Raw genomic sequence first — 22962 nt, 5'->3', positions numbered from 1 at the left:
GATGCCGCAGTCGCGCACAGGGTGCGCTCCCACAAAGGGCGAGACCTGCGACATTCCGTTCATGCAAAGAGTGGCGGGCCAAAAGCCTTCTGCGTATAATCTCCTCTTTGCAGCGGGACAAAACGCATGCGCATCCTCGCCGAGGCTCTCACCTACGACGATGTTTACCTCGTTCCGGCTCATTCGGCCGTTCTGCCACGTGATGTAGACACTTCCACGCGGCTCACCCGAAACCTGCGCCTGAACATTCCCATCGTGTCCGCCGCCATGGATACGGTCACCGAAGCCCGCCTCGCCATCACCATGGCCCAGCAGGGCGGCATCGGCATCATCCATAAGAACATGACCGCCGAACAGCAGGCTGCCGAAGTGCGCTTGGTGAAGAAGTTCGAAGCCGGCGTGATCCGCAGTCCTATTTCGGTCGGCCCGAATACTTCCATTCGCGAAGTGCTGCAGCTGACCCGTGCGCACAACATTTCCGGCGTGCCGGTGGTGGATGGCGAACAACTGGTCGGCATCGTCACCAGCCGCGATCTGCGCTTCGAGCGCAAGCATGAAGATCCCGTGCGCAACATCATGACCCGCCAGGAGAAGCTGGTGACGGTGCGTGAGGGCGCCAGCCAGGACGAAGTGCTGCAGCTGCTGCACAAGCACCGCATCGAGAAAGTGCTGGTGGTCAACGACGACTTCCAGCTGCGTGGCCTGATCACCGTCAAGGACATCCAGAAAGCCCGCGACAACCCGAACGCCGCCAAGGATCGCCTCGAGCGCCTGCTGGTTGGCGCGGCTGTCGGCGTGGGTGGCGATACCGAGGCGCGCATTGAAGCGCTGGTGGACGCCGGCGTGGACGTGCTGGTGGTCGACACCGCGCACGGTCATTCCCAGGGCGTGATCGACCGCGCCGGCTGGGTGAAGAAGCGCTACCCGCAGGTGCAGGTGATCGCCGGCAATATCGTCACCGGCGAAGCGGCGCGCGCGCTGCTCGATGCCGGCGTCGATGCGGTGAAGGTGGGCGTGGGTCCCGGCTCGATCTGCACCACGCGCGTTGTCGCTGGTGTGGGCGTGCCGCAGATCACCGCGATCGACCTCGTAGCGACCGCGCTGAAGGATGAGATCCCGCTGATCGCTGACGGTGGCATCCGCTACTCGGGCGACATCCCCAAGGCGCTCGCCGCCGGTGCATCCACCGTGATGCTGGGTTCGATGTTTGCCGGTACCGAAGAATCGCCGGGTGATGTCGAACTGTTCCAGGGCCGCCAGTACAAGAGCTACCGTGGCATGGGTTCGCTGGGCGCGATGGCGCTGGGTTCCAAGGACCGCTATTTCCAGGATGAAGCCGACGCCGACAAGCTGGTGCCCGAAGGCATCGAAGGTCGCGTGCCGTATCGTGGTTCGCTGCGCAACATCATCCACCAGCTGATCGGCGGCCTGCGTGCCTCGATGGGTTACCTCGGTGCCGCCACGGTCGACGATGTGCGCAACAACGCGCAGTTCGTGAAGGTGACTGGCGCCGGTGTCACCGAAGCGCATCCGCACGATATCCAGATCACCAAGGAAGCGCCGAATTACCGGCTCAATTCCTGAGGGATACGCGCCGGCCTGATGGCCGGCGCATTCGTTTTAACGGGAGGCGACGCCCATGCGCGTCGCCTTCGCATTCACTGAATCAAGCGCGGGCAGGGCAAGCCTGCAGCGCACCGGAGCCGGACCGTGACCGACATCCATAGCGACAAAATCCTCATCCTCGATTTCGGCGCGCAGTACACGCAGCTGATCGCCCGCCGCGTGCGCGAGATCGGCGTCTACTGCGAAATCTGGGCGTGGGACCACGACCCGGCCGAGATCGCCGAGTTCGGCGCCAAGGGCATCATCCTGTCCGGCGGCCCCGAGTCGACGACGTTGCCGGGTGCGCCCAAGGCGCCGCAGGAAGTGTTCGATTCGCAGCTCCCCATCCTGGGTATCTGTTACGGCATGCAGACGCTCGCCGCGCAACTGGGCGGTGCCACCGAGGCCGCCGACGCACGCGAGTTCGGTCACGCCGAAGTGGATATCGCGCCGACCAGCCGCCTGTTCGCCGGCCTGAGCGATCACGACAGCGCGCATCGTCTGGACGTCTGGATGAGCCATGGCGACCACGTGGCCAAGGCGCCGCCGGGCTTCGTCATCACCGGCACCACCGACCGCATTCCTGTCGCGGTGATGGAAAACGAGGACAGGCGCTGGTACGGCGTGCAGTTCCATCCGGAAGTAACCCATACCAAGCAGGGCACCTCGCTGCTTAAGCGTTTCGTCACGGAAATCTGCGGCTGCCAGACGCTGTGGACCGCCGCGCACATCATCGAAGACCAGATCGCCCGCGTGCGCGAGCAGGTCGGCAGCGATCACGTGCTGCTGGGCCTCTCCGGCGGCGTGGATTCGTCCGTGGTGGCCGCGCTGCTGCACCGGGCTATCGGCGACCAGCTGACCTGCGTGTTCGTCGACACGGGCCTCCTGCGCTGGAACGAAGGCGATCAGGTGATGGCCACGATGGCCGAGCACATGGGCGTGAAGGTGATCCGCGTCAACGCCGCCGAGCGCTACTTCAAGGCGCTGGAAGGCGAGGCCGATCCCGAAGCCAAGCGCAAGATCATCGGCCGCCTGTTCGTGGAGATCTTCGACGAGGAGTCGGCCAAGGTCACCAACGCCGGCCACGGCCAGGTGAAGTGGCTGGCGCAGGGCACCATCTACCCGGACGTGATCGAGTCTGCCGGCAGCAAGACCGGCAAGGCGCATGTGATCAAGAGCCACCATAACGTGGGCGGCCTGCCGGAGCACATGAAGCTCAAGCTGGTCGAGCCGTTGCGTGAGCTGTTCAAGGACGAGGTGCGCCGCATCGGCGTGGAACTCGGCCTGCCGCGCGCCATGGTCTACCGCCATCCGTTCCCTGGTCCCGGCCTGGGCGTGCGCATCCTGGGCGAAGTGAAGCCCGAATACGCCGAACTGCTGGCCCGCGCCGATGCCATCTTCATCGAAGAGCTGCGCGCCTGGGATCTGTACGACAAGACCAGCCAGGCCTTCGCCGTGTTCCTGCCGGTGAAGTCGGTGGGCGTGGTCGGCGACGCCCGTGCCTACGAATGGGTGATTGCCCTGCGCGCGGTCGAGACCATCGACTTCATGACGGCGCACTGGGCGCACCTGCCGTATGACTTCCTTGGCAAGGTGTCCAATCGTATTATCAATGAGTTGCGTGGTGTTTCTCGTGTCGTTTATGACATCAGTGGCAAGCCGCCCGCAACCATTGAGTGGGAGTGAGTTCCAGGCTCCGGGCCAACGGTGGCTTTCTCAGGAAGTCGCCGTAATTGATTGATATCAAAGGAATGATGGTGATGGTGGACGAGAGCCGCAACGAGCTGTTGTTCTCCTACGGCACTCTGCAGCTCGAGCGCGTGCAGCTCGCCTCTTTCGGGCGTGTTCTCGAAGGCGAAGATGACGCCATGCCGGGCTACCGCCGGACGCTGATCGAGATCAGCGATCCCGAGGTGCTGCGCCAGAGCGGCGAGCAGTTCCACCCCATCGTCGCGCCGAGCGACGACCCGTCGGACGAAGTCGCCGGCAAGGTGTTCCGCATCACCGCGGCCGAGCTGGCCGCGGCTGATCGCTACGAGGTCGCGGACTACCAGCGTGTCGCCGTGCGCCTGAAGTCGGGCAAACAGGCCTGGGTCTACATCCAGGCCTGAGGGCACTCGCCAGGTGTCGCAGTTTTCGCCCTTCGGCGCGGATCACCCTGACGCGCTCAACGCATTGAACGCCTCCATGTGCTGAACGATGTGGCGCTGCAGTCGCTGCGCGGCGGCGGGCAGCGCTCGCCCCCGTCGGGCCACCAGCTGCGCCTGTACCTCGGTCAGCAAGGGGTGGGCCACGGGGATCGCCTTCAGGGTTCCCCGCTGGAGATCGTCGTAGACGGCAAAGGCCGGAAGCAGGGTCGCGCCCATGCCGCAGCGGGCAAAGCCGGTCAGGCAGATCAGGTGATCCGATTCCATGGCGAGCTTGAGGCGTCGATGCTCGGCGGCCTCGATCTGCTCGACGATCTTGCGTGTTCCGAAGCCGGCGTGCGCCAGCGCAAACGGATGCTCGAACAGCGCCCCAACCGGCAGCAGCGGTACCTCGGCCAGCGAATGCTGCGCGCAAACCACCACGCATAGCGGCTGCAGTTGGGAGCGCACCTCTTTCAGGCGGCCCTGGTGCGAGTGGAAGCCAGGCCCGTAGATCAGGCCCAGGTGAACCTCATCCTGCTCGAGCCAGCCGAGTATGTCGTTGATGCTGCCCAGCTGCAGCTTGATGGCGATACCGGGATGCCGGGCGTTGAACGGCTGCAAGACGTGTCGCATGAGGTCATCGGCAAATCCCTGCACGGCGCCAATGCTCACCGTGCCGATCGACAGACCCACCAGCGCGTTCAAGCGCGACGCCAGCGATTCCTCCTGGGCCAGGTGATTGCGGTAGTGCTCGATCAGGAGCCGGCCCGCTTCGGTCGCTTTGGCGCCACGGCGATTGGTTTCCATCACAGGCGTGCAAGTGACTTTCTCCAGCTCGGCAATCTGCCTGCTGACGACCGAGGGCGCCACGTCCAGAAAGTCCGCCGCAGCGCGCATGCTGCCCAGTCGTGCTGCTTCGAACAGGTATTTCAGTCGGCCCATCGACAGACCATTCATTCGCAATCCTTGGCGAAACATCGGGAAGACAGTGTTGCCTTGAAGGCAAAGACGTTGTCGGGGCGATGTCATTGTTCGCATAGGCAGCCGTCAACACAATCGATGCCACGGCCTACGAAGGGAATCGCCGATGGCATCGTTGACGTTCCGCAACGCAAACATGTTCGACAGCAGTACCGGCGAGCTTCTAACCCGCATGTCAGTGCGCATCGAGGACGAGACCATCACCGCCGTCGTCCAGGGAGATTTGCCTGACAACGGGGGAGTCAGCATCGCGCTTGACGGTCTTACGTTGCTTCCAGGATTGATCGATGCACACGTACACGTCACTGCGATAGTCGCTGACTTCTTCAAGCTCTCTTTGATGACGCAGTCGCTGATCACCGCCCACACGGAGACCGTGCTCGAGGCCATGCTTCGACGCGGCTACACCACGGTGCGCGATGCGGGCGGGGCTGATTCGGGCCTGGTGCAGGCGATCGAACAGGGACATATCGTCGGGCCGCGGCTGTTGATCGCGGGACAGGCCATCACCCAGACCGGCGGTCACGGTGACCCACGCCCGCCACACTTCTCCCATGGCAGCTGCATCTGCTGCGGCTCGGCCGGCCTGCTCGGCTACGTCGCCGACGGCGTGCCCGAGGTTCGCCGCGCCGTGCGGGAGCAGATCCGCAACGGCGCCCATCACATCAAGGTGATGGCCGGCGGTGGCATCTCCACGCCCAACGATCCGCTGGAGGGCCTGCAATTTTCCACCGAGGAACTCGGTGCGATCGTGGAAGAAGCGGACGCGGCCCGGACTTATGTGATGGCGCATGCGTATTCGCCGGAGGCCATCAGTCGGGCCGTGCGAGCAGGGGTGCGTTCGATCGAGCACGGCAATCTGCTCGACGAGCAGACGGCAGAATTGATGGCGCGCTACGGCGTCTACCTGGTGCCCACCCTGGCCACTTACGCAGCGTTGGCGGAACGCGGGAGCGCGCTGGGCTGGTCGCGCGCCATGCTGGAGAAATGCGCGCATGTGAAAGATCGCGGCGTCGACGCCATCCGCATCGCGCAGGCGGCCGGGGTGAAGATCGCCCTGGGCTCGGATCTGCTGGGCGACATGCACGACCTGCAGTGCGACGAACTCGTGCTGCGCCAACAAGTGATGTCGCCGGCGCAAGTCCTGCGCAGTGCGACCCACGTCAACGCAGAGCTGATAGGACAGTCGGGGCGGCTGGGCGTCATCGCCATGGGGGCGTGCGCCGATCTGCTGGTCATGGACGGTGACCCTCTGCGCGATCTGCGCGCCTTTCAACACGAACGCAATCTGCTGATGGTGCTCAAGGCAGGCAAACCGGTGGTCGACCGACTCACGCGCGCGCCAGCCTGAAAAACAAACGTCGGGCGCAGCAACGCTGCGTGGCCATGGGGATGGCCACCGGTCCCGTCCAATCGTCGTTCTCGTCAAACAGCGTCGCTTGCCGATGCATGGGGGTTACTTTGTCATTCGTTTCGTCAAGAACGGAAAGCTGGCCGTACGCCCGCTACCACCGCCGCCTGTTCCTGATCGGCGGCCTGGGCTACGCATTCGATGCGATGGACACCGCCGTACTGGCCTTCATCCTGCCGGTGCTGCGCTCGCTATGGAGCTTGAGCAGCGCGCAGACCGGCGTGCTGGGCAGCGTGGCGTACATCGGTTTCTTCTTCGGTGCGCTTGGCGCGGGTTTGCTCGGCGACGTGTTCGGCCGGCGTCGCGTGATGATGTATGCGCTGGCCATCTATGCGGCGGCTTCGCTGGCCTCGGCGTGGTCGACGTCGTGGTCGATGTTCCTGGTCTTGCGCATCGTCGCCGGCATCGGCACGGGTGCCGAGAGCGCGATCATTGCGCCGTATCTGGCGGAGTTTGTAGCCAAGCGCTATCGCGGCACCTTCGTCGGTGCGCTCACCGGATTCTTCTCGTTCGGTTTTGTTGCCGCGGCGGCGCTCGGCTACTTCGTCGTCCGCTCATCCGCGGAGGGTTGGCGGGTCGTGCTCATCATCACCGCGTTGCCAGTGGGCATGTTGCTGTGGTGGCGGCGATCGCTCGATGAATCGCCACGCTGGCTCGAAAGTCGCGGACGACATGCAGAGGCCAGGGCGATCATCGCCAAGATCGAGTCGACCTTCGATCAGCGCACGCCTTTACGCGACACGGCAGGTGAGGCGGCGCTGGCGCCGCGCGGGAAGGACCTGGGACTACCGTCATTGAAGGTCTTGCTGCAAGGCCTGTGGCACGGCAGGCAGGCGCGTATCACGGCGATGGCGTGGCTGATGTGGCTCTCGCTCACCTTCAGTTACTACCTGTTTTTCACCTGGATTCCCGGCCTGCTGATGCAGAAGGGCATGGGCATCACGCAGAGCTTCGGCTACTCGTTCATCATCTATCTGGCGCAGATTCCTGGCTATTTCTCAGCCGCACTGCTGAATGAAAAAATCGGGCGCAAGGGCACCATCGTCCTGTATATGACGCTGGGTACCGCCTTTGCCCTGGCGATGGCTTTCGCCCACGATCATCAGGCGATCCTGTTGGCCGGCGCGTGCCTCTCGTTTGCGATGAATGGCGCCTATGCCGGCGTCTACGCTTACACGGCAGAAATCTTTCCCACCGCGATCCGTGCGATCGGTGCCGGCAGTTCGTCGGCGGTGGGGCGCATCGGCGCGATCAGTGCGCCCTTGCTGGTCGGGCTGCTGTATCCGGTGCTGGGCTTTGGCGGCGTGTTCGCCATGACCACGGTGGTGCTGGCGGCGGGTGTCTGCGCGGTGATCGTGCTTGGTCCGCAAACCAAAGGCCGCTCGCTGGAAGCGATCGCCGCCGAGGAGGGCAGTCGATGAGCGATTGCCTGTCCGACGAACTGGGCGTGATCGAACGCGCCTGTTTCCACGCCCGGCGCTCGCGCGATGTGTTCCGGGCCGTTGACGCAGCGTTGCAACGCCTGGTTGGGCACCGCTTGCTGACGGTGCTGGTCTATGACGAAGCCTGCACGGTCGCCACCCGCCTTTATTCCAGCGATCCGGCCACCTATCCCGAAGGGGCGACCGATCCGGTGGCATCACCGGCCTGGGCCGATCAGGTCTTGCATTGGGGCTTGCCGTTCGTGGGTCATTGCGAAGAAGAACTCGCTTGCGTGTTCGCTCACCACGAACGCCTGGCCTTTCTGGGCCTGGGCAGCGTGGTGAACATGCCGCTGCGCTGGCAAGGCAGGGTGCTCGGCAGTTTGAACATGCTCGATGCGCCGGAGCGCTACGTCCATATCGATATCGATGTCGTTCGAATCATTGCCCACACGGCAGTGCCGGCGCTGCTCGCCGGTTAAAGCAGCGCGCGCTTTCAAGCGACACGGGGAAGGTCGCGCGCCATCACTCAATCGTCTGTTCAATGCACAGGGGTGGATTGCTCATGAAAAGGATTTTTGCCGGGCTCGCGTTGACGACGGCGCTGACGTGCCACGCCGAGAATGTCGCCTTCTATGGCGTCCTGGACGACGGCCTCACTTACACCACCAACCAGTCGGGGCATAGCCAGCTGAAGCTGACCAACGGCTCCCTGGGCAGCAGCAAGTTTGGACTGCTGGCCGACTACAAGCTGGATAACGGCTATCGCGTGATCGGTCGTGTGGAAGGTGGCTTCGACATCAACACGGGCAAGCTTGCCAATGGCGGTCGTCTGTTTGGTCGCCAGGCTTTTGCGGGGCTGGAGTCTCCCTACGGCACGATCACGGTGGGCCGCCAATACGATCTCGCGCTTGATTCGCTGATCGGCTTGTCGGGTGCGGGACGTTTCGGCGGCGTGGCGGCCACGCATGCGTCGGACGAAGACAATATGTGGGGCAGCTACTCACTCACCGGCGTCATCAAATACAACTCGCCGGTGTTTGACGGATTCAAGTTCGCGGCCTTGTTTGGTCCCGCCGGCGGCGGGAGCGAGCCTTCCGTGGGCAGCAAGCGTTCGGCCAGCGTGAGCTATGCGAACGAGGCGCTCACTTCCAGTGCCTTCTATTCGCGCATCGGCAAGCCCGCGACGACGCTTTACGACGCGGGATCGGTTCCTGTGGCGGGCGCGAGTTTCAGCAATCCGATCGCCAGTCCCATCTTCAGCGGCTATGTGTCGGCGCAGACGCGGGTGGAGTTCGGTGCGGGCGTGAATTATCTGTGGGGGCCGGTACTGGCTGGTTTCACCTATACCTCGACCCGATTCGAGGACGTCGTGCGCACCTCATCGACGCCGTTTTCGGGCACGGCGACCTTCAACAACTACGAACTGCTGGCCACTTACCGCTTGAACCCGGCGTGGATGCTTGGCGCTTCATACGACTACACGAAGGCCCAGACTGCGACCTACCAGCAGTGGAATGCCGGCGCCTGGTACAGCCTATCCAAGCAAGTGTTGCTGTATGCCTTGCTGTACCGCCAGCAGGCCACGGGGCGTGATTCGACGGGCCAGATGGCGGTGGCGGCCCTGCCGTATTTCATCCCTTCGTCGAATGGCCAGCAGGGCGCCATGCGAGTGGGATTACGGGTGACGTTCTAGCCGACGACGGTGCCGTTCACCACGGCACCGTTTCACCTGGCCAGGTAGTGCCCTCACCAGGGCATGGTCTCCCCCAGCCGGTTGAGAAATTGCAGGCCACTGCGGCCGGTCTGCTGGGTCACCACGTCCACCACCAGCGGAATGCTTTCGCTGACGTCGAGCGCCGCGTCGGGGCCGCCCATGTCGGTGCGCACCCAGCCTGGTGCGATAAGCAGCAAGCTGCGGCCGGGGTCGGGCTGGCGGGAGGCGTAGCTGCGCATGAGCGTGTTGAGCGCAGCCTTGCTGGCGCGATAAGACTCCCAGCCGCCATCGATATTGTTGGCCACGCTGCCGAGGCCGGACGACATGACGACGATGGCGCCGTCGGGCGCCACCAGGGCATCGAGCGTTTCGACGACGCGCATGGGGCTGAGCGCGTTGGTCACCATCATGCGGGTGAAGCCCTCGGTGCTGACTTCGCCGATGGGCTTGTCTGCCTCGATGGCGACGCCGGCGTTGACGAACAATACGTCCAGCGCCCGGCCTTTCAGGTGGGCACGCAGCGCGGCGATCTGCTCGGGTGCATCGATGTCCAGGTGTTCGATCTCCAGCCGCTGGCCGGACGATGCCTGGAGGTCATGCAGCGGCGTGTGGTTTGGGCCGCGCACGGTGGCGATGACCTGCCAGCCGCGCTTGAGGTATTCAGCCGCCAAGGCGAGTCCCAGGCCACGGGAGGCGCCGATGATGAGAGCGGTTTGCTGCGTGTTCGAAGTCATGAGGGTTGCCTGCTGAGCCGTGAGTCAGGGTGATCGTTCGACCAGATTGCGCAGGACATGTTCCAACGTTGTCGATGCTTTGTGCGAGCCGGCCTGGCCGTGTTCGAAGTCGATCCAGCCCTGGTTGAAGCCGTCAAGCATACGCATGCGGCCCTCAGGGTGTTGCATACCTTGGGTGCGGAACAGGTGTTCCCAGGAGTCGCGAGGCACCGGTTCGGTGCGCACAGGCTGGCCCAGCGCGGCAGCAAAGCCGCTGGCGATGTCCAGTGCGGAGTAACGCCGCGGTCCTTCGAGTTCGATCACGCGTGTGCCTTGCCAGGTGTCCTGCAGAGTGCTTGCCACGGTACGCGCGATATCCGCGGTGGCGACCATCGGGATGGCGTGGTCCAGGGGCTGCAGATAGCTGGGAATCAGGCCGGCGCGAGCGGCGCTGACGTCCCATGCGGCGTTCTCCATAAACCAGCCGGGGCGCACAAAGGCGGTGGGCAGGGGCAGTTCGCGAAGCGCGGACTCGACCATCCGGCCGTTGTTCAACAGCGAGAACGTGTCCACGTGGGCGCCGACGGTGGAGAGATATACCAGCTTGCCGGGGCGGGCTTTTAGGACGGCCTGCTGTACGGCGGCAATGATCTCTTGGACAGCGGGAAAACCAGGGGCGGGGTCGTAGTCGGGCGGGATCATCAGGAATATGCCGCGCGTGCCGGCGAACGCGGCTGCCAGCGCGTCGGCATCGTTGGCCGTGGCGATCGCCGTATCGCAACCGCGCCCGATCCAGGGCGCTGCCTTGGCCTCGTCGCGAACGATCGCCCGTACGCGCTGGCCGGCGGCCAGCAGTTCATTTGCTACCTGGCCGCCAACCTGGCCGGTGATACCCATGACTGCATACATGTTCGGATCCTCAAGGGGCGGCGCGTGCCGCGTTCGGATGAGGATTTTCCGCGTCTGCCACTGGTTTCGCGATAACATCAATGACAATGGATAAGTGACAAAAGGGCATGAATGCATGGCCTTCGACGAGCGCATCTTGAACGGCATGAGCGTGTTCACCGCCGTGGTCGATGGCGGCAGCTTTGCCGCCGCTGGCGAGGCGCTGGACATGTCGCCGCCCGGCGTCAGCCGTGCCATCGCGCGGCTCGAAGCACGGCTGGGCATACGGCTGTTCGATCGCACGACACGATCCGTGCGTCTCACTGATGAAGGACGTCGTTTCCACGCCCAGGTGATGCCCTTGCTGGCCGGGCTGGAAGAGGCCGCCGCGAGCGCGGCCGAAGGCGCCACGATGGTGCGCGGGCGACTGCGCGTGCATATGGATCCACTGTTTTCGCGGCTGGTACTGGCGCCGCGCGTGGGCGAGTTCATGGAGGCTCATCCGCAGCTCGAGGTGGAGCTGGCCACGCGCGACCAGCTGGGCGACATCGTCGCCGACGGCTTCGACCTGGCCGTGCGTTTCGGCGAGCCGCCCGATTCCAGCCTGGTGGCGCGCAAGCTGCTGGAGACGCGCATCCTCACCGTGGCTTCGCCGGCTTATTTGCGCCGCTATGGGCGGCCTGCGCATCCGCAGGAGCTGGAGGGCGACCGGCATATCTGCATCGAATTTCGCGATCCGGCGACGGGGCACACCTTTCCGTGGGAGTTTCATCGCAAGCGCAAGCGCCTATCGGTGAAAACCTCGGGGCGGCTGGTGGTCAACGATGGCGGCAGCATGCACAGCGCCTGCGTGGCCGGCTATGGCATTGCTCAGGTGATGGCGGTGGCGGCCGGGCCGCTGGTGACCCGTGGCCAGTTGGTGGATCTGTTCCCGGACTGGCCCGATGAGCGCTTCCCGCTGTACGCGCTGTATCCCTCGCGCCAGCACCCATCGGCCAAGGTGCGTGCATTTCTCGATTTCGTCATCGGGATCACCTCGGCGATCTAGGCAGTAGAATGGTGGTTTCGCACGCCTTCATAGCCTTTTTGATGACCGATCAGACACCCTCGCCAGCCCCGGCGTTTTCCGACGAAGACGAACGCTACATGCGCCGCGCGCTGCAGCTCGCTGCGCACGCGCGTGATGCGGAGAACGAAGTGCCAGTGGGCGCGGTGCTGGTGCAGGGCGATGAGATCATCGGGCTGGGCTGGAACCGCAATATCACGCTGAACGATCCCAGCGCCCATGCGGAAATCATGGCTTTGCGCGCCGCGGGCGAAAAACTGTCCAACTACCGCATGCCCGGCGCCACCTTGTACGTGACGCTGGAGCCGTGCGCGATGTGTTCGATGGCGCTGGTGCATGCGCGCATCGGGCGCGTGGTGTATGGGGCGACCGATCCGAAGACCGGCGCCGCCGGCAGCGTGTTCGATACGCTGATCTCCGATCGCCACAATCACCGCATTGCGGTGGAGGGCGGCCTGTTGGCGGATGATTCGTCGACTATGTTGCGCGAGTTTTTCCGCGCCCGGCGCTAAGCGTCAGTGCGCGGCCTTGCGCCAGAAAGAGTTCAATTTTTCCAGCTTCGCCAATGAGTGCATGGCCTCTTCCGAGGCGTGGTAAGCGGTGCGCTTGCCCCACTGGCGGAACGGCTTGAGCACGGTCTGGGTGTCTTCCGCCACGAGAAAGTCGCGGATCAGCGTGCGTCCCGTCATGCGGTCGTGTGCCAGGCCAAGGCCGCTTTGCAGCTCGGTCAGCTGCTTGAGCCAGGCCGAGGTCGCCTGCTTGGAGAAGGCGTGCTGATAGAGCTCGATGCTGTAGCGCATCTTTTTGGTGGCGCTGCGCAAACGATGCAGGCGCTTCTGGCCGCCATCGAGTTTGCTGGCGCGTTTCTTCAGCGTATTCCAGCGTTGCTGGAGGGCCGCGGCGGCCAGCTTGCGCACCTGGTTGTCGGTCGGCGGTTCGACGGTTTGCACCCAGTGGCGCCATGACTGCAGCGACGCTGCGAGATTGTGCTTCTTGAGTTCGACCACGGCCTGCTTGTGCGCCTGTTGCTGGCGCTCGGAAAGCGCCCTGGTGGCGGCATCGACGCCGGGAAGCTTGACGTTTTCCTTGTCCAGAAAGGCGGGCAGGGTTTCCTGCGCCAGGATGTCGAGGTCGCGCGATTGCCCGGTGGATTCGCGGCAGGAGCGCAGGTAGGCGAGCACATCGCGCAAGTCGTCGTCGGAAAGCGAGGCGAGGTCTTTCAGCGTGGCCGTCACGCGGCGCAGGTTGACGCGCCATGCATGCAACAGCTTGGGCTCGTAGGGTTGTTCAAGCAGACGCTTGCGCGCCTCGAATGCCTTGTCGAAATAGCCGTCCAGCGCCTCGCAGATCCGCTCGAACTCGGATGGCTTGCCCGGCCCACTCTTGGCGTGGGACGAGGAAGACCGCGGCGACGCGGCGCGATGTTGCAGCCTGGCATTCATGCAGTGATTCCAGACGACCGGGATGTCTACTCTGCATCAAATGGTCACAATGCGCGAGCGGCATCGGGCCGCGTCCCTATGACACAAAAGCCAAGGCCTCGGCGCATGATTGTTCGATCTTGAGGCTGAGCAGTGGGTCGGCCCGGGTCTTGCCCAGGTTCACGGCGGCAATGGGTTTGCCCTCCCGCGCGGCCGCGGCCGCGAAGCGGTAGCCGGAAAACACCATCAGGGACGATCCCACCACCAGCATGGCGTCCGCGTCGTTCAGCGATGTGACGGCGGCGTCAACGCGATGGCGTGGCACGTTTTCACCGAAGAACACCACGTCCGGCTTCAGGATGCCGCCGCAGGCCGGGCAGGGAGGCACGACGAACTGCGTGAAATCGCGGCCGTCCAGATCGGCGTCGCCGTCCGGGGCATCGCCGGCATCGAGCAAGGCCCAGGCGGGATTGTGTTCCACCAGCGACTGCTGAAACGTGTCGCGGGGCAGCCGCAGGTCGCAGCTCATGCAGCGCACTTCATCCAGTCGCCCATGCAGGTCGATGACGCTTTGATGGCCTGCGGCCTGGTGCAAGCCGTCCACGTTCTGGGTGAGCAGGGTGGTCACGCGTCCCTGCTGTTCCAGTCGCGCCAGTGCGCGGTGGGTGGCATTGGGTTGCGCCCGGCCAAAGCGGCGCCAACCCACCAGGCTGCGTGCCCAGTAACGCTGGCGCGTGGCGGTTTCGCCCATGAAGGCTTGATAGGTCACCGGCTGCGGCCGTTTCCAGCCGCCGTCGGTGTCGCGGTAATCGGGTATGCCCGAATCCGTGCTGCAGCCGGCACCGGTGAGCACGAACAGGCGTGGATGCGCGTGCACGAACTCGCGCAGGCGCGCGCGGTCTCGCTCGATGCTGGCGGCGCCGGCATCGATGGACAGGTCGAGATCGAGATCAGGCGACGGCACGTTGCTGCAACTCCTCCAGGGCGCTGGCGATGCCGGTGGGATCAGCCACCTGCACCACGCGCGAAGTGTGGTCGACGAAATCCGTATCGGTCTCGTGCGCCCAGGTCACGTGGTAGGGCATGTACACGCCCCAGCCACCGAGCTCGACCACGGGTGCGATGTCCGAGCGCAGCGAATTGCCGACCATGGCGAATCGTGTCGGCGAGAGCTGGAATTCCTCCAGTACGTTGCGATAGGCGCGCTCGTCCTTCTCCGAAACGATCTCGATGCGATGGAACAGATCGGCCAGCCCGCTGCTGGCGACCTTCTGTTCCTGATGAAACAGGTCGCCCTTGGTGATCAGCACCACACGGTGATGCTGGGCCACGGCTTCCACTGCGGCACGGATGCCCGGCAGCAGATCCACCGGATGCGCAAGGACCTGCTTGCCCAGTTCGATGATGCGGTGCAGATCGGCAGCGCTGATGCGTTGGCCGGTGATGTCGATGGCCGATTCCAGCATCGACAAGGTCATGCCCTTGGCGCCGTAGCCGAACAATTTGATGTTGCGGCGCTCGGTGGCGAGCAGTCGCTCGTGCACGCGTACATCGACCAGATCGATGTACTCGCCCACGATGCGCTCGAACTCACCATGCGCCGACTGGTAATAACCCTCGCTGTGCCACAGCGTGTCGTCACCGTCGAAACCCACCAGCTCTATCACGTGTTCACCCGTCTGCCGTACTGGCCGTGCCAGCGATATGGGGGTGATTTTTCCAGAAAACACGGTGGCTGGTGGCGCTGGCGTCCTGGCAGGGCTGAGACGCAGATAACGGAACGCGGCCGGCAAGGGCCGGCCGCGTCGTCACCATGGAAAGCTCAGCGCTGGGCCTGGGCGTTGCTGTCGTTGTTGAGGAAGCCGACCAGCGCGGAGATGGTCTGCGCGGGGGCTTCTTCCATCAGCCAGTGGCCCGAACCCTTGATGATCACGCCCTGCACATGGGTGTCGACCAGCCTGGCCTGGGCGATGAGGAAATCGCCCGAAGCTTTTTCACCGGCGAGCACCAGCATCGGCATGGTCAGCGGCTGCCTGGCGAAGCCCGCGAAATCCTCGGCGTCCTGCGGGAAGGCGTGGAAGTATTCGAAGCCAGCCTTCATGCGACCCGGCCGGGCGTACTGCTGGGTGTAGTACTGGCGATCGGCTTCGGACATCGAGTGTTTGGGATCGGCGGCAAAGTCGTTCCAGAAATGCTCGAAGTAGATGCGTTCGCGCCCGTCGACCAGTTTCAGCGGCGTTTCGCCGTAGAAGTTGAAATGCCACTTGTCGCGCAGCAGCCACACTTTCTGCCAGTCGCCCACGCCGGGGAGAAACGCATCCATCAACACGATGCTGTCCACCTCGTCCGGGTATTGCGCGGCATAGGCATAGGCCACCATCAGGCCGATGTCATGGCCGACGATTTTCACCTTGTGATAGCCCAGTTGCTGCACCAGGGCATGGATGTCCTGCGCCATGGTCTTCTTGTCGTAGCCCGAGGCGGGCATCGATGAATCGCCGGCGCCGCGAAGGTCGGGTGCGATCACCGTGCGGCGGTCGTCGAGCTTGGCAATCAGCGGCAGCCACATATGGCTGGTTTCGGCGTAGCCGTGCAGCAGGATCACGGGCGTGTCCGAGCCTTGGCCGGCCTGTAGGTAATGCAGTTGCACGCCGTTGGCGTTGGCCGTGTGTTGTTCGATGGTTGGTGTCTTGGCGCTAGCCGCTGCCTGAAGGGCGAGCGAGGCCAGCAACGCCACCGCAAGGCGGCGCATCCAATGCAAGGTCTTCATCGTGAACTCCCTGGTAGACCCGGCCGCGGGTGCGGCCGGGCAGATGGCTTACAGCTGACTCATACCGCCGTCGGTGATGATCTCGGTGCCGACGATGAAGGCCGATTCCGGTGCGACCAGGTGCAAGACGGTCGAGGCGATTTCAGCGGGAGTGCCAAAGCGACCCAGCGGTACCTGCGACTGGATCTGCGCGGCGGTGGCTTCCAGCGTGGCCTTGTCCATGCCGAGCTTGCCGTAGAGCGGCGTTTCCACCGGTCCCGGGCTCACCACGTTGACGCGCGCACCCAGCGGCAATAGTTCCGCCGACAAGGTCTTGGCCAGCGAAATCACCGCGGCCTTGCTGGCGGCGTAAACCGACGAGGTCGGCATGCCGATATGGGCGTTGATCGAGCCGTTGATGACGATGGACGCACCCTTGTTGAGCAGCGGCAGCAGCGACTGGATCTGGAAATAGGGGCCCTTCACGTTGACGTTGAAGGTCTGGTCCCACAGCGCTTCGTCCACGGTTTCAAACGGTGCCAGCTTGGCGATGCCGGCATTGAGGAAGATGCCGTCCAGGCGCAGGCCTTTGGCGCTCAGCGCGCTGGCCAGCTCCCTGGCGCCCGTCACGCTGCTGGCGTCGTTGCGGATGGCAATGGCCTGGGCGCCGATGCTGGCGCGGGCCTGTTCGAGTGCGGCTTCATCGCGGCCGGTGATGACTACGCGGGCACCTTCCGCCGCGAAGGCCTGGGCGGTGGCAAGGCCGATGCCGCTGTTGCCGCCGGTGACGAGGATGGTTTTGTCGGTGAAACGGTTCATGGCGTGCTCCGTGGATGGATGTGTGGTCGATGGGGAAATGATGCGACTTCCCGTTGGCCTTGCCGTGCCATGTTTCCGATGAACATGTTCGATATGGTCGAACATCCCAAGAGTGACCTTTGTTGGCGTTTCCTCGACTTATGTGTACCAGGCGTGCGCATCGTGCCAAGGCGCTATGCAGAACTCGTGCGAGTCTCGTCGAGACGTCGCGTACAAGATGGCAACAACGCTGACTGTTGATATGCGTCTTTGCGTAACGGTCACATTGCGGGGACCAGCAGTCGACATTTGTCTCCTTAGGGTGCGTGCACCGCCCAGGGAGACCATCGATGAAACAACAGAAAAACAAAACGCGGCTTTGCACTCGTCTTGCACTTGTAACCCTTACCGCATTCGGCAGCGTCCCCGCTTTTGCCGACCCATCCGCAGCACTCGACCGTGTCAGCATCTGGCTGGGTGCGTTCTACTCCGATACGCAGACGCAGATTGGCGCGACCGGTCGCAGCGGCATCATCAACGGCTACAACGGTCACTTCAGTCTGGAGGACGATCTGGGCTTCCAGGAGCATAAAGCGGTTCCGCGCGCGCGGCTGGATTTCCTGATCGGCGATCATCAGGGATTCTCGTTCGATTTCTTCGGCATCARTCGCACGCACGGCCGCTCGATCAGTCGTGACATCAGCTATGACGGCACGACGTTTCCCGCCTCCGCCAGCGTGGACGGCAAACTCAACTTCAACTTCGGCAGCGCAGCCTATCGCTGGTGGTTTGGCACGGGCAGCGATGTGTTCGGCCTTGGTATCGGCGCGGCGTATTACGGCGTGAAGGCCCGGGTGGAGGGACAGGCCGATATCGACGGCTTCGGCGGCAGCGCCGTGGCCAGCACCCACGAGACGGCCTGGGCGCCGGTGTTGCAGCTGGGTTGGCGGCACGCGTTCTCGCACAACTTCCGCATTTACGCCGATGCCTATGGCGTAAAGAAGAACGGCGGCAACCTCGCGGGCCATATCTATAACGCGGCCCTCGGCCTGGAGTGGTTTCCGATCGAGAACCTCGGCGTGGGTGCCGAATACAGCTATACGCGCATTCGCCTCGACCAGAACCATCCGTCCTACCAGGCGAATCTGGATATGAAGTTGCAGGGGCCTTCGTTGTTCGCCCGCCTGCGCTTCTGAGCTGGATACAGGCCGTGCGGCGGCTGCGCCTTCATCCTTGGGCGCGGCCGCCATCGCGCGAACTCGAGGCGATGGGATGGCCTTGTTCCGCGTGGTGACGTTGCCGCCAGCATCCGCCGCCGTGATTGACCGGCGACCATTCCGGCAACGGCATCGGCTGGGCCAGATCGAACGCGCGAAAGTCTCCTTGCGCGTAGACCACGCGGCCATCCATCACGGTGAGCTCGGCCTCAATCTGGCGGATGTCTTCGTCGGCCACGCTGAAGTAATCCTGCGAGAGCACGGCGAAGTCGGCGTACTGGCCGATATCGAGCTGGCCCTTGCTGCCTGCTTCGCCGGAAAACCAGGTGTTGGCTCGCGTATGCAGGGCGAGCGCCTGGGTGCGGTCCAGGCGTTGTTCGGGCGGATAGAGGGTGCTGCCACCCAGCGTGCGGCCGGTGGTAAGCCAGTAGAGCGTGGTCCACGGATCCATGCTTGCCGCCGTGCTGCCGCCCGAACCGACGCCGACATGCAGGCCGGCATCGAGCATGCGACGGATCGGCGGCGTGTGTGCCGCGACATCCGGACCGTGGCGTTCGAGAAAGTACTCGCCCTGATAGGCCATGCGCGGCTGCAGGTTGATACCGCCGCCAAGCCGGGCGACGCGCTCGATGTTTCTCGCGCTGATCGTCTCGGCGCCATCGAAAAACCAGGGCAGGGCGCGCAGTGTCATTTCCGCTTCGACCCGTTCGAAAGCCTCCAGGGCCATCTCGATGGTCTCCTCGTAGACGGCATGCATGCGCCAGGGCCAGCTGCGCGCCACCAGCCGGCTGACGATGTCTTTGAGCTCGGTGCCCGTCTGGGCGGTGAGGACCGGCGGCGGTTGACGGAAGTCGTCGTGATCCATGGCGTCATGCACCAGCACTTCGCCTGCGCCGTTGAAGCGGAACAGTTCGTCGCCATCGCCGTAGTGGTTGATGGTGCACCAGTGCAGGAAGTCGCCGGTTTCGCCGCCCGGAGTCTGCGCGGACAAGTGATAGGACACGCGCACGGTGAGCAGATGATGCTGGGCGAGTTCTTCCACGGCCTTGTAATCGTCCGGGTAACGCAAATGCGCGGCGCCGGCATCGATGACGCTGGTGATGCCCAATCGATTGAGTTCGCGCATGCTCTGGCGCAGGCTGTTGATCTGGTATTCGTGCGGCAGCACAGGTGCGTGAGCGAGCGCGTCGCGAAAGATTTCCGGCGTCGGCGTGGCGAGCAGCAGGCCGGTGGGCACGCCTTGGTCGTCCCATTCGATATGGCCGCCCGGTGGATCCGGCGTCTGCCCGTCATAGCCGCAGGCAGCGATGGCCGCTGCGTTGAGCAGGGCGCGATCCTGCAGGTGCTGCACATAGACCGGCGTGGAGGAGGCGATGCGGTTCAATTCCTCAAGCGTCGGCAGCCGATGCTCGGCGAACTGGTGTTCACCGAAGCCGCCCACGACGCGTACCCATTGCGCAGGCGGCGTGCGCGCCACCTGGTCGGCCAGCATGCCCAGTGCTGCGTCCACGCTGGGCACGCCGTCCCAGCGCAGTTGCTGGTTGTAGTCCAGGCCGGTGGCGATCAGGTGCTGGTTCGCATCGATAAGGCCGGGAATGATGCGCCGCCCGCCTGCATTGATCACCATGGTGGCAGGGCCGGCGAGCGAGCGTATCTGGCCGTTGGTGCCGACGGCGGCGATGCGCCGCCCGTTGACGGCCAATGCCTGCACCTCGGGCCGCTGGGCGACGCCGGTGTGGATCTTTGCGTTGTGGACGATAAGCGTCGGGTACACGGCCCTCGCGCCTTGTGATCCGCTACAGCATCAGGTTGCGTCGGCAGGCGTCGAGCTTTCGTGACTGCGTCCGAGTCCCGTCAAGCAGCGATGTCAGGAAGCGCGGCCAATGGGCCGGTAAATTGCTTCAGGCCACAGGGCTGCTGGCGAGATGAAGGCCATGTGCATATGCACAAAAGTCATTTCCTGCTCTGGCGCCGATTGGACAGCATGTTTTTACTCGTTGGGAGGCGAGACCATGAATCCAGCCCTGTCCGCAAAGACCGCCGTCACCTTGCGTCGCGCACTCGCCGTCATGGCGATCGCCTGCGCCTGGCCGGTGTGTTGTCTCGCGGACAACTATGACTTCTACAGCAACTGGCCCACGCACGTGACCGCATCCGATGGCACGGACTTTGGCTTGGCCGTGCTTTATCAGTACGACGTCAATCAATTCTCCAACGACGCCGGCAAGTTCGAAGACGCCAGTACCAACCGGCGTCGCTATCTGGGTTTCTACCTGCGCAAGCCGGGCGTGTACGACGCCATCGTGCAATACGACTTCCAGGCCAGGCAGTGGGTCGATACCTTCGTGCGTTTTCGCAGCAGCGGCGTGATCGGCGAGGACATCGGCAACTTCCGCTTCGGCTATTCGAAAACGCCGGTGGGTTTCGAAGGCGTGACCAGTTCGTCCGCCACCACGTTTGTCGAAACCGCCTTGCCCACGCAGGCCGTGTGGGAAGGACGTCGCGCGGGTTTCGACTGGGCCTGGGTGAGGCCGCATTTCATCCTCAACGTCGGCGACTATTTCTGGCGCAAGGATTTCGACGGCAACAATCCGGGGCGCACCTGGGCTGCACGTGCCGCGTGGATACCGCTCAACAAGCCCGGCCATGTCTTGCACCTGGGCCTGTCCGCGTCACGCGAAAAGCTCGATTGGGCCGACGAGGGCTCGGTGCCGCCTTCAGCCCGGCTGCGCGCGCGGCCGGAAGATGGCCTTTCGCCCGTGCGTCTGGTGGATACCGGCAATCTGCCCTATGGCAAAAGTGTCGATCGCCAGGGCTTAGAGGCACTGTGGATCCAGGGGCCTTGGTCGCTGCAGGGCGAGTATCTGCAGGCGCAGGTGGATCGCAGCAATGGCAAGCCCAATGTCGAGGTGAACGGTTTCTATGTGTTCACTACCTGGACGCTCACCGGCGAGTCGCGCTTCTACAGCGACGGCAACGTGGCCGACCGTCGCTACAACGGCCGCGACCTGCAGGCGGTGCGACCGACACACGCCTGGGGCGCGGTGGAGTTGGCGGTGCGCTATAGCGAGCTGGATCTCAATGATGGCGCCATCACGGGCGGCAAGGAACACGATTGGACGGCCGGCGCGAACTGGTATATCGGCGAGCACCTGAAGTTCCAGGCTAACTATGTGTGGGCCTTCAGTGATCGGGGCAGGCTGCAGGTGAATCCGCGCATTTTCGAGATGCGGGCGCAGGTTTATTTCTAAGGCTGTTCAAGCCTTGCGCGCACTCTCATTGTCGTCGTTCCGGCCTACGCCGGAATGACTGGCAGTGGGGGCCGCGGTTTGCCACCGGCGCCCGGATGGGCGCCGGTGATACAAACTCAATGCAGACCCACGCTATCGCGCGTCGCGTCAAAGATCTTCTGCGTGTCGTAGCCCACGCCATTCTTGAACACGAGCGGCATGTGCTCGATATCGGCCACGTGCTTGGCCGGGTCGCCATCGATCACCACCAGATCAGCGCGCTTGCCTACGGCGAGGGTGCCGACGTCGCCGTCGCGGCCCAGGTATTTCGCGCCGTTGGAGGTGGCGACTTTCACCGCCTGCTCGACACCGAAGCCTGCCTCCACCAGCAGTTCCACTTCGCGCTTGGACGAATAGCCCGGCACCACGCCGCCGTAGCCGGTGGGATCGGTGCCGGCGAGCAGCAGGCCGCCGGCGTCGGCGTATTGCTTCTCCATGCGGGCGAGCTTGAGGTAGGTCTCCGGCGTCATGCGCGCCTTGGACCCCTGCACCTTGTTCCAGGTGGCTTCGTACTGCGCACGCACTTCCGGCAACATCAGGTCGAGCGCACCCTGCGGCGCCTTGGGCCGGTTCGGCACGAAGGTTTCGAATACGGTGAGCGTGGAGGTGAGCGCCACATGGTGGTTGATCATGTCGCGCATCAGCAGCTTCACGTCAGCTGACCTTGGATCGACGGCGGCCAGCGAGTCGTTGACGCCGGGGCTCTTCGGGCACTGGTCGGGCTGCTTGTCCTTGACGAAATCGCTGGCGACGAAGAAGCCGTGCTCCAGGTTGTCGATGCCCATGTCCACCGCTTCGCGATACGTCACCGAGCACAGATGCGCCGTCACCTTGGCCTTGTGCTCGTGAGCGGTATCGATCACGCGCTTCAGTTCATCGCGGGTGATCTGCATATAGGCCTTGTACGAGGTGACGCCTTCGGCCGACCAGTAGTTGACGGTGCGTTCGGCATCGTCCGGACCGCTCAGCACGTGCACGGCGGGAATGGGCAGGCCCGGGCCGTTGAGGTAGGGGCCGGTCACGTCCATGTCGGGACCGATCACGGTGCCCTTGGCGATGGCGTCGCGCACGTTGATGTCGGCATAGGGCATCATCGAGCCGGCCGTGCGCATGGTAGTCGTGCCACCGGCGAGATAGAGGCGCGGGAAGCTATAGCTCATCTCATTGTATTCGGCGCCGCCGGCCGGATAGAACATGTGCTCGTGCACCATCACGAAGCCCGGCATCAGCGTCTTGCCCTTGGCGTCGATCACCTTGGCATCCTGCGGCAGCTTCACCTTGCTGCTCTTGCCCATGGCGACGATACGGCCATGGTCGATCACCAGCGTCTGATCGCGCGCGGCCTTGGCGCCCGTGCCGTCGATCACGGTGGCATGGGTGAAGGCGATCAGCGGTTGATCGTAAGCGACGAAGTCCTGGTCGCTCGCAGGCTTGGTATCGGCGGCCGATGCGCTGGCTGCGCATAGCAGGCCGGCAATGGCGACGGTGAAAAGCGAACGCTGCAATGCCATGGTGCTCCCCCTGTCAAAAGTGGGAGCATCGTAGCAAGCAGCGTT

The 22962-nt window shown here is 63.9% G+C and carries 21 protein-coding genes; 11 read left to right on the top strand and 10 right to left on the bottom strand.

Annotation, left to right across the window (positions count from 1 at the left end):
• The first annotated feature begins 126 nt into the window (after positions 1-126).
• The 3 genes from guaB (at position 127) to AC1DKY_RS03405 (ending at position 3716) form a co-directional block, all read left to right on the top strand.
• Complete coding sequence (gene guaB, locus AC1DKY_RS03415) at positions 127-1584, top strand: IMP dehydrogenase (protein WP_426268967.1); 1458 nt, start codon at positions 127-129, stop codon at positions 1582-1584.
• Positions 1585-1710: 126 nt separating this feature from the next.
• Entirely contained in the window at positions 1711-3291 is a 1581-nt protein-coding gene (guaA, locus tag AC1DKY_RS03410) for a glutamine-hydrolyzing GMP synthase (RefSeq protein WP_477179879.1), read from the top strand.
• 47 nt (positions 3292-3338) lie between these two features.
• Positions 3339-3716 carry a gamma-glutamylcyclotransferase family protein gene (locus tag AC1DKY_RS03405; protein WP_441602317.1) on the top strand — a complete coding sequence of 126 codons (378 nt, stop codon included), beginning with the start codon at positions 3339-3341 and terminating at the stop codon, positions 3714-3716.
• Between the two features lie 42 nt (positions 3717-3758).
• On the opposite strand, the gene AC1DKY_RS03400 is transcribed toward AC1DKY_RS03405, so the two are convergent.
• Positions 3759-4691, bottom strand: coding sequence for a LysR family transcriptional regulator (locus tag AC1DKY_RS03400; protein ID WP_441602316.1), 933 nt, complete (start codon positions 4689-4691; stop codon positions 3759-3761).
• Positions 4692-4821: 130 nt separating this feature from the next.
• Between AC1DKY_RS03400 and AC1DKY_RS03395 the strand changes: the two genes are divergently transcribed.
• The 4 genes from AC1DKY_RS03395 (at position 4822) to AC1DKY_RS03380 (ending at position 9243) form a co-directional block, all read left to right on the top strand.
• Positions 4822-6066 carry a metal-dependent hydrolase family protein gene (locus AC1DKY_RS03395; protein WP_441602315.1) on the top strand — a complete coding sequence of 415 codons (1245 nt, stop codon included), beginning with the start codon at positions 4822-4824 and terminating at the stop codon, positions 6064-6066.
• A gap of 110 nt (positions 6067-6176) precedes the next feature.
• The gene (locus AC1DKY_RS03390) at positions 6177-7547 is read left to right on the top strand and encodes an MFS transporter (RefSeq protein WP_441602314.1); all 1371 of its coding nucleotides are present in this window, start codon (positions 6177-6179) and stop codon (positions 7545-7547) included.
• Positions 7544-8029, top strand: a complete 486-nt coding sequence (locus tag AC1DKY_RS03385; protein ID WP_441602313.1) for a GAF domain-containing protein — start codon at positions 7544-7546, stop codon at positions 8027-8029. Before AC1DKY_RS03390 ends, AC1DKY_RS03385 begins: the two co-directional genes overlap by 4 nt.
• A gap of 83 nt (positions 8030-8112) precedes the next feature.
• Positions 8113-9243: a porin gene (locus AC1DKY_RS03380; protein ID WP_441602312.1), complete on the top strand. Its 1131-nt coding sequence runs from the start codon at positions 8113-8115 to the stop codon at positions 9241-9243.
• Positions 9244-9296: 53 nt separating this feature from the next.
• On the opposite strand, the gene AC1DKY_RS03375 is transcribed toward AC1DKY_RS03380, so the two are convergent.
• Together AC1DKY_RS03375 and AC1DKY_RS03370 are read right to left on the bottom strand one after the other, a co-directional pair.
• Positions 9297-9998 (bottom strand): SDR family NAD(P)-dependent oxidoreductase, encoded by a 702-nt coding sequence (locus AC1DKY_RS03375; RefSeq protein ID WP_441602311.1) that lies wholly within the window; start codon positions 9996-9998, stop codon positions 9297-9299.
• Between the two features lie 24 nt (positions 9999-10022).
• Positions 10023-11033: an NmrA family NAD(P)-binding protein gene (locus tag AC1DKY_RS03370; protein WP_441602310.1), complete on the bottom strand. Its 1011-nt coding sequence runs from the start codon at positions 11031-11033 to the stop codon at positions 10023-10025.
• On the opposite strand from AC1DKY_RS03370, the gene AC1DKY_RS03365 reads away from it, so the two are divergent.
• Together AC1DKY_RS03365 and tadA are read left to right on the top strand one after the other, a co-directional pair.
• Positions 11002-11913: a LysR family transcriptional regulator gene (locus AC1DKY_RS03365; RefSeq protein WP_441602309.1), complete on the top strand. Its 912-nt coding sequence runs from the start codon at positions 11002-11004 to the stop codon at positions 11911-11913. The two genes, AC1DKY_RS03370 and AC1DKY_RS03365, sit on opposite strands and share 32 nt — an antisense overlap.
• 41 nt (positions 11914-11954) lie before the next feature.
• Positions 11955-12443: a tRNA adenosine(34) deaminase TadA gene (gene tadA / locus AC1DKY_RS03360; RefSeq protein ID WP_441602308.1), complete on the top strand. Its 489-nt coding sequence runs from the start codon at positions 11955-11957 to the stop codon at positions 12441-12443.
• 3 nt (positions 12444-12446) lie between these two features.
• On the opposite strand, the gene AC1DKY_RS03355 is transcribed toward tadA, so the two are convergent.
• The 5 genes from AC1DKY_RS03355 to AC1DKY_RS03335 all read right to left on the bottom strand — a co-directional run bounded on the left by AC1DKY_RS03355 (position 12447) and on the right by AC1DKY_RS03335 (position 16920).
• The gene (locus tag AC1DKY_RS03355) at positions 12447-13373 is read right to left on the bottom strand and encodes a CHAD domain-containing protein (RefSeq protein WP_441602307.1); all 927 of its coding nucleotides are present in this window, start codon (positions 13371-13373) and stop codon (positions 12447-12449) included.
• A 76-nt stretch (positions 13374-13449) separates the two neighbouring features.
• Complete coding sequence (locus AC1DKY_RS03350; protein ID WP_441602449.1) at positions 13450-14262, bottom strand: NAD-dependent protein deacetylase; 813 nt, start codon at positions 14260-14262, stop codon at positions 13450-13452.
• 40 nt (positions 14263-14302) lie between these two features.
• Positions 14303-15019 carry an HAD family hydrolase gene (locus AC1DKY_RS03345; RefSeq protein ID WP_441602306.1) on the bottom strand — a complete coding sequence of 239 codons (717 nt, stop codon included), beginning with the start codon at positions 15017-15019 and terminating at the stop codon, positions 14303-14305.
• Positions 15020-15174: 155 nt separating this feature from the next.
• Positions 15175-16122, bottom strand: a complete 948-nt coding sequence (locus AC1DKY_RS03340; RefSeq protein WP_441602305.1) for an alpha/beta fold hydrolase — start codon at positions 16120-16122, stop codon at positions 15175-15177.
• Positions 16123-16170: 48 nt separating this feature from the next.
• A complete protein-coding gene (locus AC1DKY_RS03335; protein ID WP_441602304.1) occupies positions 16171-16920 on the bottom strand; it encodes an SDR family oxidoreductase in 750 nt (249 codons plus the stop codon).
• Positions 16921-17249: 329 nt separating this feature from the next.
• Between AC1DKY_RS03335 and AC1DKY_RS03330 the strand changes: the two genes are divergently transcribed.
• Positions 17250-18095, top strand: coding sequence for a hypothetical protein (locus AC1DKY_RS03330; protein ID WP_477179878.1), 846 nt, complete (start codon positions 17250-17252; stop codon positions 18093-18095).
• 31 nt (positions 18096-18126) lie between these two features.
• Here AC1DKY_RS03330 and AC1DKY_RS03325 read toward each other — a convergent pair whose 3' ends face one another.
• The gene (locus tag AC1DKY_RS03325; protein ID WP_441602302.1) at positions 18127-19890 is read right to left on the bottom strand and encodes an amidohydrolase; all 1764 of its coding nucleotides are present in this window, start codon (positions 19888-19890) and stop codon (positions 18127-18129) included.
• A gap of 238 nt (positions 19891-20128) precedes the next feature.
• On the opposite strand from AC1DKY_RS03325, the gene AC1DKY_RS03320 reads away from it, so the two are divergent.
• On the top strand, positions 20129-21367 hold the full coding sequence (locus AC1DKY_RS03320; protein ID WP_441602301.1) for an OprO/OprP family phosphate-selective porin: 1239 nt from the start codon (positions 20129-20131) through the stop codon (positions 21365-21367).
• 116 nt (positions 21368-21483) lie between these two features.
• On the opposite strand, the gene AC1DKY_RS03315 is transcribed toward AC1DKY_RS03320, so the two are convergent.
• Positions 21484-22917, bottom strand: coding sequence for an amidohydrolase family protein (locus AC1DKY_RS03315; RefSeq protein ID WP_441602300.1), 1434 nt, complete (start codon positions 22915-22917; stop codon positions 21484-21486).
• Between the last annotated feature and the right edge of the window lie 45 nt (positions 22918-22962).

The organism is Dyella sp. 01N448 (genome assembly GCF_056399225.1).
This window is presented reverse-complemented; position numbering and strand designations above follow the sequence as displayed.

Coding starts and splice junctions, on each gene's coding strand:
- guaB (WP_426268967.1), top strand. CDS start 127: ATGCGCATCCTCGCCGAGGCTCTCACCTACGACGATGTTTACCTCGTT.
- AC1DKY_RS03400 (WP_441602316.1), bottom strand. CDS start 4,691: ATGAATGGTCTGTCGATGGGCCGACTGAAATACCTGTTCGAAGCAGCA.
- AC1DKY_RS03395 (WP_441602315.1), top strand. CDS start 4,822: ATGGCATCGTTGACGTTCCGCAACGCAAACATGTTCGACAGCAGTACC.
- AC1DKY_RS03385 (WP_441602313.1), top strand. CDS start 7,544: ATGAGCGATTGCCTGTCCGACGAACTGGGCGTGATCGAACGCGCCTGT.
- AC1DKY_RS03380 (WP_441602312.1), top strand. CDS start 8,113: ATGAAAAGGATTTTTGCCGGGCTCGCGTTGACGACGGCGCTGACGTGC.
- AC1DKY_RS03375 (WP_441602311.1), bottom strand. CDS start 9,998: ATGACTTCGAACACGCAGCAAACCGCTCTCATCATCGGCGCCTCCCGT.
- AC1DKY_RS03365 (WP_441602309.1), top strand. CDS start 11,002: ATGGCCTTCGACGAGCGCATCTTGAACGGCATGAGCGTGTTCACCGCC.
- AC1DKY_RS03370 (WP_441602310.1), bottom strand. CDS start 11,033: ATGCCGTTCAAGATGCGCTCGTCGAAGGCCATGCATTCATGCCCTTTT.
- tadA (WP_441602308.1), top strand. CDS start 11,955: ATGACCGATCAGACACCCTCGCCAGCCCCGGCGTTTTCCGACGAAGAC.
- AC1DKY_RS03355 (WP_441602307.1), bottom strand. CDS start 13,373: ATGAATGCCAGGCTGCAACATCGCGCCGCGTCGCCGCGGTCTTCCTCG.
- AC1DKY_RS03340 (WP_441602305.1), bottom strand. CDS start 16,122: ATGAAGACCTTGCATTGGATGCGCCGCCTTGCGGTGGCGTTGCTGGCC.
- AC1DKY_RS03335 (WP_441602304.1), bottom strand. CDS start 16,920: ATGAACCGTTTCACCGACAAAACCATCCTCGTCACCGGCGGCAACAGC.
- AC1DKY_RS03320 (WP_441602301.1), top strand. CDS start 20,129: ATGAATCCAGCCCTGTCCGCAAAGACCGCCGTCACCTTGCGTCGCGCA.
- AC1DKY_RS03315 (WP_441602300.1), bottom strand. CDS start 22,917: ATGGCATTGCAGCGTTCGCTTTTCACCGTCGCCATTGCCGGCCTGCTA.